The sequence below is a fragment of the Corynebacterium axilliensis genome, assembly GCF_046097495.1.
Taxonomy (GTDB): Bacteria; Actinomycetota; Actinomycetes; order Mycobacteriales; family Mycobacteriaceae; genus Corynebacterium.
The window spans coordinates 880,683-894,586 of record NZ_CP175768.1; the positions used below are offsets into that span (position 1 = coordinate 880,683).

Below are 13,904 nucleotides of genomic sequence, written 5' to 3' on the forward strand. Positions count from 1 at the left end.
CATGATTCTCATCCTCAACGGCCAACCCTATGACACGGCTGCCGGCACCGTCGCCCAGCTGCTCCAGGAGAAGGGCATTGCTGCCGACGGCACCGCCGTGGCCGTGGCCGAGCAGGTCGTGCCGCGCTCACAGTGGGATACCGCCACGCTGAGTGAGGGCGCGAGCGTGGAAATCCTCACCGCCGTCCAAGGAGGCTAAATGCTCACCATCGCCGACACCACCTTTTCTTCCCACCTCATCATGGGCACCGGCGGGGCGACGAGCCACGAGGCCCTCGAGCGAGCGCTCGTCGCCTCTGGCACGGAGCTCACCACGGTGGCCATGCGCCGCCACGCCGGCACCTCACACGGCGAAAGTGTCTTTGACCTGCTGCGCCGCTTGAACATCGCCCCGCTACCGAATACCGCCGGCTGCCGCACCGCGCGCGAGGCTGTGCTCACCGCCCAGATGGCGCGGGAGGCCCTCGGCACGAATTGGGTCAAGGTGGAGGTCATCGCCGACGAGCACACGCTGCTTCCCGACGTCCTCGAAACCCTCGACGCCACCGAGCTCCTTTCCGCCGAAGGTTTCACCGTTCTGGCCTACACCAGCGATGACCCCGTAGCCGCCCAGCGCTTGGAGGACGCCGGGGCCGCCGCCGTCATGCCGCTCGGCGCGCCCATCGGCACCGGCTTGGGCATTCTCAACCCACACAACCTCGAGCTCATCTGTTCCCGCGCAAGTGTGCCCGTGCTTGTCGACGCCGGCATCGGCACCGCCTCCGACGCCGCCCGCGCCATGGAGCTGGGCTGCTCGGGCGTGCTGCTCGCCAGCGCGGTGAACCGCTGCCAGGACCCGGAGGCCATGGCCACCGCCATGCGCCACGCCGTGGAGGCCGGACGCCTCGCTAGGAGTGCAGGCCGCATCCCCCAGCGCGAGCATGCCCAGGCCTCCTCCACTTTTGAGGGCCTGGCCAGCTGGGCCGACCAGGTCCTTTAAGCCCTCATGCTCAGCGACTCCGAGCGCGCCCGCACCGCGCGCCAACGCATCCTGCCCGGCTTCGGCGACGACGCCCAAGAACGGCTCCACGCCGCCCACGTCCTCATCGTCGGCGCGGGTGGACTCGGCTGCCCGGCCCTCCAGCAGCTTGCCGCCGCCGGGATCGGGCACATCACGCTCATTGATTCCGACACCGTCGATATGAGCAACCTGCACAGGCAGGTGCTGTTCGGGGTGGGAGACGTCGGCAAGCCCAAAGCCCAGGTGGCAGCCACGCGCGCCCGCGAGCTGGGCCCCGAGCTCACCGTCACCCCGCTGCAGGAACGCCTCGATACCACTAATGTCGTGGACCTGTGCGCCGACGCCGACCTCGTGCTCGATGGCTCCGATACCTTTGCCACCAAGTACCTCGTCGCCGACGCCTGCGAAATCACCTCTACCCCGCTGGCCTGGGGAACCGTGCTGCGCTACGGCGGGCAGGCCGCGCTGTGGCACTCCGGTCCCGCCTGCGACGACGGGCGCGGGGTAGGCCTGCGCGACCTTTTCCCCGCCCCGCCCGAGGGCGAGGCCCTGGAGTGCTCCACGGCTGGGGTTCTCGGGGCCACGACGTCGGTCATCGCAGGGCTTATGGCTACCTCCGCCATCGGCATGCTCGGCGCGCTCCCCCACCACGCGGAGCTGGTCGGGCGCGTCACCACCTACGACGCGCTGCCCGGCTCCTTCCGCACGCTGCGCGCGGCCGCAGACCCCGACCGCGCCCTCGTCACCTCACTCGACACCGCCGCTGAGCTGCCGCCGGAGCTAAGCACAGGCCGCGCCGCCCTCCTAGATATTTCCGAGCACCCCGCTGCACTCGCTCCCCTTCCCTCGGTAGCGCTTCCCTGGCACACCGTCACCGATGACGATGCGGTGCGCCGCGCCCTCGCATCGTGCGACGCCGACCTGGTGTTCGTGGCCTGCCCCTCGGGCGGGCGCAGCGCCGGTTTTGCCCTGCGCTACGCCGACCTCGCCGCTTCGATGGGCATCGAGCTGCGCAACCTCCCCGGCGGGCTGGCGGCCTTAGGCTACTAAGCGCCGGCCGCCGCCTTCGTGCGGAACAGGTGCTCGTCCAAGATGCGGGCGGTGCCGTGGTGGCGCGCCCGGAACACCAGGCACGAGGCCACAAGCGCCAGCACCGTGACGATGAGCAGCACGGCGATGCCCGCGACGAAGGTGCCGTCGTGGATACCGTCGGTAGCCCGGGTAAACGCGTTCTTCGCGTACGTCATCGGGTGGAAGGGGTGCAGCATGCTCAGCGGCCGCGGGATGGCCGCCACCGGCCACACGCCGCCGAAGACCATGACGCCGAGGGCAAACGCACCGACGGAGAACACCGCCCCGATTTTCCGCCCGAAGGTCACGAGGAAGAACTGGTACGTCGCCGCCCCCACCGCGGCAATAGCGGCGATGACGAGCGCAATCATGGGCCAGCTCTCCGGGCGCCAGCCTAAGGTGGCGGACATGATGGCCATGAAGGCCAAGACCAGGAAGTTCAGACCGGTCACCACGGCGAAGGCGGCGAGGATTCCGCGCACCGGGCTGGCCGCAGTGCCGTTGCGGCCGTTGCGGCGGCCCAGGTAGTACGGCAGCGTCATCGCCACCAGGAGCATGACGAGGAAGCCGAAGACTAGGACCAAGAGCATCGAGACGCCGCCGGTGATGTCCTTGCGAGTCGGGTCAAGCGGATTAACCACCGTCTGCACGGGGTGAACGTTGGACTCGGTGAAGTTGATGGGCACCGCCATGTTCTGTGCCGAGGCGTCGGGCTGGGGCACGGTGGGGGCCTTCGCGGCGCCGTCGGCAAGCTTGGTGGCCAGCTCGTTCGAGCCGGACTTGAGCTGATCCATGCCGTCTTTAAGGTCCGCGCCGCCCGCGGACAACTGGCTGGTGCCGTCCTTGAGCCTGCCCGTGCCCTCGTGCAGCCGGGTCGCGCCGTCGTGCAACTGCGCCGCGCCGGTGCTGAGCTCCCCCACGCCGTTGCGCAGGTCCTTGGTTCCCGTGGCCAGGCGGTGCGTGCCGTCGTTCAAAGTCTGCATGCCGCCGAGGTACTCCGAGTTCGGGTCGGACAGGTTGTAGTAGAGCTCGCCGGTGCCGGCCGAAAGTTTCTCCAGCTGCGCCACCATGTTGCCGCTGGCCGCGGGATCCAGCTTGGACACCAGCGAGTAGAGCTGCTCTGCTTGCTCGGTCATGCCGAGGTTGCGAAGAACGTCAACCAGCTGCAACAACGCCGGCGCCACCGCTTGGGCTTGCTTGAGCACCGGGATGAGCATGCCGGTGAGCTGGTTGACGCCGCCGTCGATCTGGCCCGCGCCCTCGGCCAGGCGGCCGGTGCCGGCGAGCAGCCTATCGGAGCCGTCCGCGAGCTGCGTGGCGCCATCATCCAGTTGCGTCGCACCGGCACTGAGCTTGCCGACGCCCTCCTGTAACCGCGTCGTGCCGTCCACCAACTGCCCGGTACCGGTATTGAGTTCACTCGCGCCGGAGTCCAGCTTGGCAATGCCCTCGACCGCGCGTCCGCCGCCATCCTGCAGCGCGCCCGCGCCCTCATCGAGTCGGCCCGCGCCCTCGGCCGCAGTATTCAGGCCCTCGCTCAGCTTGCCCAATCCTTCGATGACCTGGTCGGCGTACTTCTTGGAAATGGCATTCTCCACGCTGGTTTGCACCTGCGGAATCAGGCTGGCGGAAATCACCGAGCCGTTCGTACCGTAGTAGTCATTCGTGGCGAAGTGAATCTCCGGCTTCACGGGGTTATCACTGATGATGGTGACGGCCTGCTCGGAAAAGTTCTTCGGAATGGTCACCACCATGAGGTATTGGCCCTTGAGCAGCCCCTCCTCCCCCTGGGCCTGGTCGACCTCCGCGAAGTTGAGGTAGTCCGTCTCCAGCAGCCCCTCCACCACTTGGTCGCCGTAGTTGGTGAAGGTGCCTTGCTTGTCGACGCCCACGTCCTCATTGACCACCGCCAAGTCAATATTGCGCATGTACTTCGACGGATCCCACATCGCCCACATCATGGTGCCGGCCACGATGATCGGGGCCACAAGGAGGAAGACGATGAGCACTCTGGACAGGGTGCTCCTGGGACGCCAATCAAGTACACGGTGCCAGCCCATCGCTGATGATGACGAAGCATCGTTCGCCTCGACAGACACAGCACTACGCTTCTCTTCACTCATGGAAACTCCTTGGGATTGACGAGGACGGCCAGATACCCTGCTGGTTTGCAGAATAAAGACGCCGCCTTTTAGTTTGTTTCTACAAACGTACCACTGGAGCACAGCAACCGTTTAACGAACTGCAATTCATTCAGAAAATTGACTAAGCGGTACACTCCTCCTCTTCCGGTTGCGGGGGTGGTGAGCTTGCTTTAGTCTCCTTCCCATGGGGGATTTAGAGACCTATTTCTCCTTCCGTTGCTCGGGGATGTCATTGGTGGAGCAAGCGGAAGGAGGCGAAAAGCACCTACGCGCACTCGGCGCTGCACCAGCCGATGCCGCCGAACTCGCACGCCTGCACCACGTCTACTTCGGTGCCACGAAGTTCACGGGTAAGCAGCACACCGCCCGCAAGCGTGCGGTCGATAGCGGCCACGATGTGGCCACGCTAAGCCTCATCGAGTCCTATACGGCACGGTTGAAGAATCAGCTGGACGCCTGGAACCTTCGCATCAAACTAGCCGGCACACCCGCCCACAACATCCCCGCCGTAGCGTCGAAAAAGCTCAAGGAGCTTAAGCCCAAGCGTGTGCCCAAGCCGGGGGTGCGCATGACCTACCGCAAAGAAGGCCCGCACTCGCTGACGATTACCGATAACCCACTGACCATCACCGAGATGCGCGGGGTCCTAGAATCGCTGAATCCCACCGACCTGTTGGATGCCTCGAAACAGGTCTTCTTTGAAAAATCCCACGGCGGAACAAAACCCGCGGTGCTCACCAGTGTGGTCGTTACCTTAGACAAGCTCGACAAGATTGTCTCCGGGGATGGTGACGACATCGTGCTGGAACTGACCAACGGTGGGCGGATGACCGGGCGGGAGTTTTTGACCTACAAGTTTGCTGAAATCGGCTACGTCACCCTCATCCACCCCACGATCGGGCCGGTGTGGCTACACCGCATGAAACGCTTGGCCGGGTTTGAGCAGCGCATGATGGCTAGTGCGGAGCATCCCACCTGTGCCAGGAAAGGCTGCAACAAACCCGCCGACTACGCCCACGTGCACCACCTCATCCCATGGAAAGCAGGAGGTACCACCGATCCGCCGAATCTGACAATGTTGTGTGCCTATCACAACGGTGTCAACGATGATGACCCGGATAAACCCACCGGGGCAGGCTACGTCTTCCGTCTTCGCGGCGAGGTGGACTACATCCCACCCTGGGGAGAACCAATCACCACCCAAGCGGCCTACCAACAAGCCGCAGCACGAGCCGCACCCGACTAGAACCACAACGCCACGCGGAACGCCCACAAGGCCTTCCGCGACATCGGCGATCCCACACGCCGAAAATCACCCCCTACCGTTCGAACGGTCGGGGGTGTAGCGCGTTAGAAGCCGGCCTTCTTGAGGGCATCGGCCATCGAGCCGCCGCCCCCGCGGTCCTGGCGGCCACGCGAGCGGCCGCCCTTGCGTCCGGAACTTCGGCGGGAGTTCCCGCCACCGTTGGTGCCGCTGCGGCGCTTCGGCGCGGGCTGGCCGGGCTCGTCGTCCAGCCGCAGGCTTAGCCCGATGCGCTGGCGCTCAACGTCAACCTCCATCACCTTAACCTTGACCACCTGCCCCGAGCGCACGACCTCGTGCGGATTGGAGACAAACTTGTGGCTCATGGCGGAGACGTGGACGAGGCCGTCCTGGTGCACGCCGACGTCGATAAACGCGCCGAACGCCGCCACGTTGGTCACGGTGCCCTCCAGAATCATGCCTGGTTTCAAGTCCGAGACCTTGTCCACGCCTTCCTTGAACGTGGCGGTCTTGAACTCTGGGCGCGGGTCGCGGCCGGGCTTGTCCAGCTCCGCGATGATGTCCGTGATGGTCGGGACGCCGAAGGTCTCATCCGCGAAGTCGGACGGGCTAAGCTTTGTCAGCACGCGGGAATTGCCGATGAGCTCCGAGACCCCCAGGCCGGTCTTCTCCGCGATGCGGGCGACCACCGGATAGGCCTCCGGGTGCACGGCCGAGGCGTCGAGGGGATCGCTGCCGCCGGTGATGCGCAGGAAGCCCGCCGACTGCTCAAAGGCCTTCGGCCCCAAGCGCGGCACCTTCTTCAGCTCCTTGCGCGAGGCAAACGTGCCGTTCTCGTCGCGGTAGGCCACGATGTTGGCGGCAATCGTGGAGTTCACGCCGGCCACGCGCTCCAGCAGCGGGGCCGAGGCCGTGTTGAGGTCCACCCCGACGCCGTTGACGGCATCCTCCACCACGCCGTCGAGGGTGCGCGCGAGCGCTACCTGGTTGACGTCGTGCTGGTACTGGCCCACGCCGATGGCCTTCGGGTCGATCTTCACCAGCTCCGCCAGCGGGTCTTGGAGGCGGCGCGCGATGGAGACCGCACCACGCAGGGAGACGTCCATGTCGGGGAATTCGTCGGCCGCGAGCTGGGAGGCCGAGTAGACGGACGCGCCAGCCTCGGAGACCACCACCGGTGTGGGGCGAGCCCCGCCTGCCTGCGCGATAAGGTCGGCGACCTCCCCGGCCAGCTTTTCCGTCTCGCGCGAGGCAGTACCGTTGCCGATGGCCATGAGGTCCACCGAATGGGCAGCGCTTAACGACGCCAACTCGCGCACCGCCTCAGCCCATTTCTTCTGCGGCTGGTGCGGGTAGACGATGGTGGTGGCCAGGACCTTGCCGGTCGGGTCAACAACCGCGCACTTCACGCCGTTGCGGTAGCCCGGATCCAGCCCCAAGGTGGCACGCTGGCCGGCCGGGGCAGCTAGGAGCACGTCGCGCAGGTTGGTGGCGAAGACCTTGAGCGCGCCTTCCTCCGCTTTTTCTTTCAAGCGCATACGCACGTCCAAGCCGGAGGAGATGGAGAGTTTGGTGCGCCAGCCCCAGTGGACGGCGTCGGCAAGCCAGCGCGAGGTGGCAACATCAAGGTCGAAGCGGTCCGCAATGATCCCCTCGTACACGGCGTCGTCCCCGGCATCGAGGTTAAGCTGCAGCACACCCTCGTTCTCGCCGCGCAGCAGCGCCAAGATGCGGTGCGAGGGCAGCTTCTCAAACGGCTCGGAGAATTCGAAGTAGTCTTTGAACTTCGCGCCCTCGGTTTCCTTGCCCTCGACCACGCCGGCATTCATGGAGCCTGTGGTGTACATGCGCTCGCGCACCTCGCCCACGAGATCCGCATCGAGCGCAAAACGGTCGATCAGGATGGACCGCGCACCCTCGAGGGCCTTCTTGGTCTCCTCGAAACCCTCGGTGAGGTACTCCCCCGCCAGCTGCGCCGGGTCCGCGCTGGGATTCTCGATGAGCTTGTCCGTCAACGGCTCGAGGCCGGCCTCGCGAGCAATGTCGGCCTTGGTCTTGCGGCGCTTCTTGTACGGCAGGTACAGGTCCTCCAGGCGGGCCTTGGTCTCGCAGGCCACGATGAGCGCGCGGAGGTCATCGGTGAGCTTGCCTTGTTCCTCAATGGCGGCAAGTACAGTCTCCTTGCGCTCCTCCAGCTCGCGCAGGTAGGTGGAGCGCTCCTCGATGATGCGCAGCTGGGAATCATCCAACCCGCCCGTCGCTTCCTTGCGGTAGCGGGCGATGAACGGAACGGTATTGCCTTCTGCCATGAGCTTGAGTGCTGCGGCGACGAAGGACTCCTTGACTCCCAGCTCGGTGGCGATGGTGGCTGCGATGTTCACAAAACCTCTTTATGTGGGTCGGGGACTTAAAGACCTTCCCACCCTATACCCCGCCCTGCCACGCACAGGAGGTGCCTAGCCCAAACTCGGTGTGGCCGATTTCCGAGGTGCCGTACCACAGCGTGTGCGGCGGCAGGCAGTCCGCGACGGCCGCCGTGACCTTCGTCAGCGGCAACTGTGACGATCCGTTGACGATAACCCGCCACACGTGCTCGCTCACCGGCGGGTGGCCGTGGTTGTTCATGTACTCGTTGACCAGAATGTTGTCCGGCTCGCAGGTAAAGGACACGATTTCGGCGTTGATGTCGTGCGGCTCCAGCCCGCCTTCGCGCAAACGCTGCGGCATCTCTGCCAAGACCTTGTTCCATTCGGCCTCGGTCATAAGAATCGACAGATCAGTACTCACGTCCATGCGTGTCCTCCTTCAGTTGATCCAGGTATGCGCGGTCGGCGGCATCCAACTCGGCCGCCTCCAGCAACTCCGGGCGGCGCTCGAGCGTGCGCTCCAACGACTGTTCCCGGCGCCAGCGGTCCACCTTGGCGTGATCACCGGACGTCAAAACCTCGGGCACCGCGAGGCCGCGCCACTCGCGCGGCTTGGTGTAGCTCGGGCCTTCCAGCAGCCCGTCGGAGAAGGAATCCTCCTCGTGGGAGCGCCGGTTGCCCAGCACGCCCGGGATCAGGCGCACCACGGCCTCCGCGATGACCAGCACGGCCACCTCGCCACCGATGAGCACGTAGTCCCCGATGGAGACCTCCCGCACGCGGTAGCGCTTCGCCGCATCATCGACGACGCGCTGGTCAATTCCCTCGTAGCGCCCGCACGCGAACACAATGTGCTCCTCGGAGGACCAGGCCTGGGCGTCCTCCTGGCTGAAGGGCTTTCCCGCCGGGGTGGGCACGATGAGCAGAGGCTTGTCCTCCGCACCAGACTCGGCATAGGCGCGGGACTCCACGCCGTGGATATCGTCGTGCCGCGGCTTGCTCAGGTGCGGCAGGGCACTGACTAGGTCCTGGGTGGAAGCGGTGGCGGAGGAGACGTCGTCAAGCGCGGGGCCCCACACCTCAGGCTTCATCACCATCCCGGGGCCACCGCCGTACGGGGAATCGTCGACCGACTTGTGCACATCCGTGGCCCACTGGCGCAGGTCGTGCACGCCCACGGCAAGCTTTCCCTGCTCAATGGCCTTGCCCAGCAGCGCGTGGCGCAGCGGGTCCAGGTACTCAGGGAAGATGGTGACAACGTCGATTCTCATAGCTCGAGCAACCCCTCCGGCGGGGTGATGGTGCACGTGCCGGCGTCCAGATCGACCTCGGGCACGATGGCCTCCACGAAGGGCACCAACGCCTCCGCGCCGCTGTCCAACGTCACCTCCAGCAGCGACTGCGTGGGGCCGTGAGTCACGCCGGTGACCTGGCCAATGTCGCGGCCGTCCTGGAGCACCCGCAGCCCCTCGAGCTCGTGGTCGTAGAAGCCATCGTCCTCCGGGTCCTCCAGCGGGGCGGCGAAGAACTGGGTACCGCGCAGGGAATCCGCCGCGGTGCGGTCCGGGACTTCTTTAAACGTCACGAGCAAACGCCCCTTGTGGGCGCGCACCGCGGTGATGGTGAGCTCGTGTTCCTTCTTGCCTTGCCTACCGTTAAGGACCTCGCCGACGGCGAAGCGCGCCTCCGGGGCGTCCGTGGTCACTTCGACGGCGACCTCGCCCTTGATGCCGTGGGATTTCACCACGCGACCGATCAGTAATTCCATGCCTTTAAGCTTAACGGGCTAGCCTCGGTGGTATGAATGAGCTTCCGCTTAACGACGTCTCCACGTTCGGCGCCGCCGCCCACCACGGCGGTTCGCTGTCCGCAGTGGATCTGGTGGCCGAGGCCCCACCGGCCGACCCGTCTCGCCCGCGCCCGGCAGTGCGCCGCGTGCTCAGTGCCGACGGCACCAATCTCATCGTGTTCAACTTTTTACCCGGCCAAGACCTGCCGGACCACATGGCCGCGCATCCCATCACGGTGCAAGTGCTGCGCGGCGCAGTAGAATTCACGTGCGGTGAGCGGGTGGAGCGGCTGGAACCGGGGCGGATTGTGCACCTTCCGGCACGGGTTCCGCACGGCGTGACAAGCACGGATCAACCTGCGATTATGCTGCTGACCATGTTGACGACGCAAACACACAGCGGGGATTGAGCGACAGGTAATATTATCGAATTGTGAGTAGTTCGAAGCCGTATCACCATGGAAATTTGCACGAGGAGATCCTCAAGGAAGCCATCGCGTTGGGTCGCCAGCACGGCCCGCAAGCGGTGACCATTCGGGCGGCCACCCGCGCGGTGGGAGTCTCCCCCACAGCGGCCTACCGTCACTTTGCGGACCAAGCCGCGCTTCTCGACGCAGTAGCGGAAGTCTCCTCCAACGAACTCATTTCGCGACTGTACGAGGCGGCAGAATCCACCGAGGGCACCGTCGTGGACAAGATGATGGCGGCGGGCTTCGCGTACTTCGAGTTCGGGCTGAAAGAGCCCAACTTCTTTGAGTGCCTGATCACCTCACACGGCTTCGACGTCCCAGCCGGGTTGGATGCTGCAACGGTAGGCAGCGATTCGGACCGGCGCATCCAGGCCCTAGCGACCTTCTACGCGTACATGGCGCGCTACGCGCGGGAGATCGGCCAAGATCCGAAGCCGGAATTCATGATGGCGAACTGCCTTGCGTGCTGGTCCTCCGTTCACGGCTTCACGGTCCTGTGCACCGCGGGTAACTTGGCACCCCTTCCGCGCGAGGCGAAGGACAGGCTGGCCAAGGTGGTAATCGCAGCGTCGGTGCGCGGGTTGGACTTTGTCGATCCCTCGGACCCGTGCCGTAACTACCCCGCGGCCTAGCGTTAGGGCCTTATAGAATGCACGAAACCCCTTGACCTTCCTGGTCAAGGGGTTTTGAGTGTGCGCAGAATTTACTCTGCGGACTCCTCGGAAGCCTCTGCGGACTCGGAGGACTCCGCGTCAGCAGACTCTTCCTCAGCCTTAGCGGCCTCGGCGGCAGCTGCTTCCTCAGCAGCCTTCTCGGCGGCGGCCTTAGCCTCAGCCTCTTCCTTAGCCTTGCGCTTCTTCTCGGTGATGGCCTCGATGGTCGGGCCGTTGTTGGCCTCAGCCAGAGCAGCGTTGAAGAGGTCCAGCTTGGACGGCTTCTCCTCGGCAACCTTCAGGGTGCCCTCTGCACCCGGCAGGCCCTTGAACTTCTGCCAGTCACCGGTCACCTTGAGCAGTGCGAGAACCGGCTCGGTCGGCTGCGCGCCGACGCCCAGCCAGTACTGAACGCGCTCGGAATCGATCTGAATGAGGGACGGCTCCTGCTTCGGCTGGTAAATACCGATGTTCTCGATAGCCTTGCCGGAGCGGCGGGTGCGTGCATCGGCGATGATGACGCGGTACTCAGCGTTGCGGACCTTGCCCATACGCTGCAGCTTGATCTTGACGGCCATGATTGGCTCCTTTTCTAGTCACCGGGCAGTGCGGACGCGCGCCTCTTACCTGTGGCGCGCCGGTTCAACCCTTGGATTTATCCTGCGCGTGACGTGCCGGCCGTCCGTGGGCGGTACCGGCGTTACGCAGAGATGAAGTTGTAGGTTGCTCTCCGAATCCTCCAGGTGGGAAGACGCGGACAACCTGTCTAACTTTAGCCGGAGGGATGGCAAATGGGAAATTGCCCCCGTGCTGCCGTATTAGGTCGCTCCCCGCGAAGGGGGTACCCTGTAACGCGGTTATTCTACTGCCACCCACACCTAATTTATGACTGATAACGCCCCTTCCCGCTTCCGCTACCGCTATGACCTCGATGGTCTCCGCGGCATCGCAATCGCCCTCGTGGTGCTCTACCACGTGTTTGTCGGCCGTGTTTCTGGCGGTGTGGATGTCTTCCTGCTCCTGTCCGGCTACTTCTTCCTGGGTTCCCAGCTGCGGTACGCTGCGCGCCCCAACGCCTCGCTGAACCCGTGGTGGCCCATCTGGCGCACGCTGAGGCGGCTCGTGCCGTCGCTTGTGCTCGTCATCGGCGCCAGCTATATCCTGGTGCGCCTTTTCGCCCCGGAGCGCATGAGCGGTGACTTGGCTAAGCAGATCACCGCAACGATCTTCTACTACCAGAACTGGGAGCTCGCGCGCCAAGATGCTGACTACGTGGCCGCCGCGGCATCCACCTCCCCGCTACAGCACATGTGGTCCATGGCGGTTCAGGGCCAGTTCTACCTGGCAGGCATCCTCTTTGCCATCGGTTTGGCAGCGTTGATGCGCCTGCGACCGAAGGAGTCGGGCCTGACCGGCTCGCGCTTCCCTACCGTCAATTCCATCGCCGGCCCGGTGCTTTTGGTGGTCACCATTGCGTCGTTTGCCTACGCCTGCCGGGACGGCCTGTACGGCAGCCCGCACAACTACTACTCCACGTTCTCGCGCGCGTGGGAGCTAACGCTGGGTGCTGTGCTGGTCATCTACAGCAAGCACCTGCGTATGCCACAGCGGCTGTCGAATCTGGCGACCGCCACGGGCCTGGCAGCCCTGGCGTGCACCGGCTTGGTCATCTCCAACACGCTGGCCTTCCCGGGCCCGCTGTCGCTGCTGCCGATCGGCGGCGCGGTGCTCATCATCATTGGCTCCGGTGGTTCCTTCTCCCGCGTGCTAACAGCACGGCCCTCGCGCTGGTTGGGTGACATTGCCTACCCGCTGTACCTCTGGCACTGGCCGCTGCTGATTATCTCCACTTCCGCTCTGGGCTTGGATACGCCTCCGTGGTGGCTCGGCATCATCATCGTGGCGGTGTCGCTGGGGTTGGCGGATGTGACTCACCGTTTCGTCGAGAAGCCGCTGCGTCAGCACCGCAAGCGCCCGCTTGCCGACGATCTCCCGGTCCGCCGCGGCCTCACCGACATGCGCACCCGCACCGGCGGGCTGCGCGCCGTCGGCGGCGTGGTGGTTGCCATCGGCACCGTCGCACTCCTGTGCATCCAACCGCTGTGGCTGCGCAGCGTCGAGAACGCCGACGCCGAGATGCTCGATCCGGCCCTCTATCCCGGCGTCATGTCCTTTGTCGACGACATCGAGCCGCCCGGCGACGTTCAGGTGAAGCCGGACCCGATCCTCGCCCGCGGCATCATGACCACGGTGGCGGAGAACTGGTGCTTCATCCCCGAGCAGGAGCCCGCCGACTATTTCAAGGAAGTACAAAAGGATGGCGAGACCCCCTGCGTGTTCGGCGACGTCAATTCGGACGTCGAGGTGTACCTGGTGGGTGGCTCCCACGCCGAGCAGTACTCGTCCGCGCTGGACTACCTGGGCCGCGAGATGGGCTTCAAGCTCGTCCCGCTCACGCGCGTGGGCTGCCCCATCGAGTTGGGCGATGACCTCACCGTGACCCCCGAGTGCGCCGAGTGGGGCAAGCATGTCGTCGACCGCATCGAGGAGGCGGACCCGGCTCTGGTGGTGTCGAACTCGACCCGCCCGGCCAGGCCCTACGGCCACGGCCCCGACGCTGTACCCGCCGGCTACCAGGCATTCTGGGACGAGCTGGCCGCCAATGACATCCCGTTCCTGGGCTTCCGCGACAACCCGTGGGGCTTCGACGACAAGGGCCAGGGCCTGCAGTTCGACGAGTGCTACGTGGCCACGGAGGATTCCCTGGGCTGCGGCATGCGCTTCGAGGAGGTCTACGCGCCGTACGACCCGGGCGCGCAGGTGCTGTCGAACTATCAAAACATGGTGTCCGTGGACACCTCAACGTGGTTCTGCAACGCGGAGGGCGACTGCCCGGCGGTGATCGGCAACATCATGGTCTACCGCGATATGCACCATTTCACCAAGGCTTTCGGCGATTCCGCCATCCCGCTCATCCGCGAGGCCATTACCCCCTTCATCGAGGGTGTCCCGCAGCAGCAGGAGGCACCGGAAACCGCCACGTCCACCTCCACGACGAAGGCGGGCCCGGCACCGTCCACCCCGGCGGCGCCGACTCCCGCCAAACCGGTCCCCTACCCTGCCTTCCCCGCGGGCAAGGCCATCTAG

13 protein-coding genes are annotated in these 13,904 nt (G+C 65.2%); 7 read left to right on the plus strand and 6 right to left on the minus strand.

Annotation, left to right across the window (positions count from 1 at the left end; translation table 11 throughout):
• Position 1 precedes the first annotated feature (1 nt).
• From thiS to ACKFR8_RS04295, 3 genes are read left to right on the plus strand one after another with little or no spacing between them, the layout of a single operon-like run.
• Positions 2–199 (plus strand): sulfur carrier protein ThiS, encoded by a 198-nt coding sequence (gene thiS, locus ACKFR8_RS04285; protein ID WP_296131448.1) that lies wholly within the window; start codon positions 2–4, stop codon positions 197–199.
• The gene (locus ACKFR8_RS04290; protein WP_296131445.1) at positions 200–979 is read left to right on the plus strand and encodes a thiazole synthase; all 780 of its coding nucleotides are present in this window, start codon (positions 200–202) and stop codon (positions 977–979) included. It abuts the gene before it with no gap.
• Between the two features lie 6 nt (positions 980–985).
• The gene (locus tag ACKFR8_RS04295; protein ID WP_296131441.1) at positions 986–2,050 is read left to right on the plus strand and encodes a ThiF family adenylyltransferase; all 1,065 of its coding nucleotides are present in this window, start codon (positions 986–988) and stop codon (positions 2,048–2,050) included.
• On the opposite strand, the gene ACKFR8_RS04300 is transcribed toward ACKFR8_RS04295, so the two are convergent.
• The gene (locus ACKFR8_RS04300) at positions 2,047–4,194 is read right to left on the minus strand and encodes a YhgE/Pip family protein (RefSeq protein WP_408930662.1); all 2,148 of its coding nucleotides are present in this window, start codon (positions 4,192–4,194) and stop codon (positions 2,047–2,049) included. The genes ACKFR8_RS04295 and ACKFR8_RS04300 overlap by 4 nt on opposite strands.
• Positions 4,195–4,399: 205 nt before the next feature.
• Between ACKFR8_RS04300 and ACKFR8_RS04305 the strand changes: the two genes are divergently transcribed.
• The gene (locus ACKFR8_RS04305; RefSeq protein WP_408930663.1) at positions 4,400–5,461 is read left to right on the plus strand and encodes an HNH endonuclease signature motif containing protein; all 1,062 of its coding nucleotides are present in this window, start codon (positions 4,400–4,402) and stop codon (positions 5,459–5,461) included.
• Between the two features lie 104 nt (positions 5,462–5,565).
• Here the strand turns inward: ACKFR8_RS04305 and ACKFR8_RS04310 are convergent, their stop codons facing one another.
• The 4 genes from ACKFR8_RS04310 to rimM are packed head-to-tail and all read right to left on the minus strand — an operon-like array spanning position 5,566 to position 9,613.
• A complete protein-coding gene (locus tag ACKFR8_RS04310) occupies positions 5,566–7,860 on the minus strand; it encodes a Tex family protein (RefSeq protein ID WP_408930664.1) in 2,295 nt (764 codons plus the stop codon).
• Positions 7,861–7,903: 43 nt separating this feature from the next.
• Positions 7,904–8,272, minus strand: coding sequence for a hypothetical protein (locus ACKFR8_RS04315; protein ID WP_408930665.1), 369 nt, complete (start codon positions 8,270–8,272; stop codon positions 7,904–7,906).
• Positions 8,256–9,116, minus strand: a complete 861-nt coding sequence (gene trmD / locus ACKFR8_RS04320) for a tRNA (guanosine(37)-N1)-methyltransferase TrmD (protein ID WP_408930666.1) — start codon at positions 9,114–9,116, stop codon at positions 8,256–8,258. Before trmD ends, ACKFR8_RS04315 begins: the two co-directional genes overlap by 17 nt.
• The gene (rimM, locus tag ACKFR8_RS04325) at positions 9,113–9,613 is read right to left on the minus strand and encodes a ribosome maturation factor RimM (RefSeq protein ID WP_296131424.1); all 501 of its coding nucleotides are present in this window, start codon (positions 9,611–9,613) and stop codon (positions 9,113–9,115) included. The genes trmD and rimM overlap by 4 nt, the downstream gene beginning before the upstream one ends.
• A 32-nt stretch (positions 9,614–9,645) precedes the next feature.
• Here rimM and ACKFR8_RS04330 point away from each other — a divergent pair, with 32 nt between their 5' ends.
• Together ACKFR8_RS04330 and ACKFR8_RS04335 are read left to right on the plus strand one after the other, a co-directional pair.
• Positions 9,646–10,044 carry a cupin domain-containing protein gene (locus ACKFR8_RS04330; RefSeq protein ID WP_408930667.1) on the plus strand — a complete coding sequence of 133 codons (399 nt, stop codon included), beginning with the start codon at positions 9,646–9,648 and terminating at the stop codon, positions 10,042–10,044.
• 23 nt (positions 10,045–10,067) lie between these two features.
• Entirely contained in the window at positions 10,068–10,736 is a 669-nt protein-coding gene (locus ACKFR8_RS04335; protein WP_296131419.1) for a TetR/AcrR family transcriptional regulator, read from the plus strand.
• A gap of 71 nt (positions 10,737–10,807) precedes the next feature.
• On the opposite strand, the gene rpsP is transcribed toward ACKFR8_RS04335, so the two are convergent.
• Entirely contained in the window at positions 10,808–11,335 is a 528-nt protein-coding gene (gene rpsP / locus ACKFR8_RS04340) for a 30S ribosomal protein S16 (RefSeq protein WP_296131416.1), read from the minus strand.
• Positions 11,336–11,642: 307 nt separating this feature from the next.
• Between rpsP and ACKFR8_RS04345 the strand changes: the two genes are divergently transcribed.
• Positions 11,643–13,904: an acyltransferase family protein gene (locus ACKFR8_RS04345; RefSeq protein WP_408930668.1), complete on the plus strand. Its 2,262-nt coding sequence runs from the start codon at positions 11,643–11,645 to the stop codon at positions 13,902–13,904.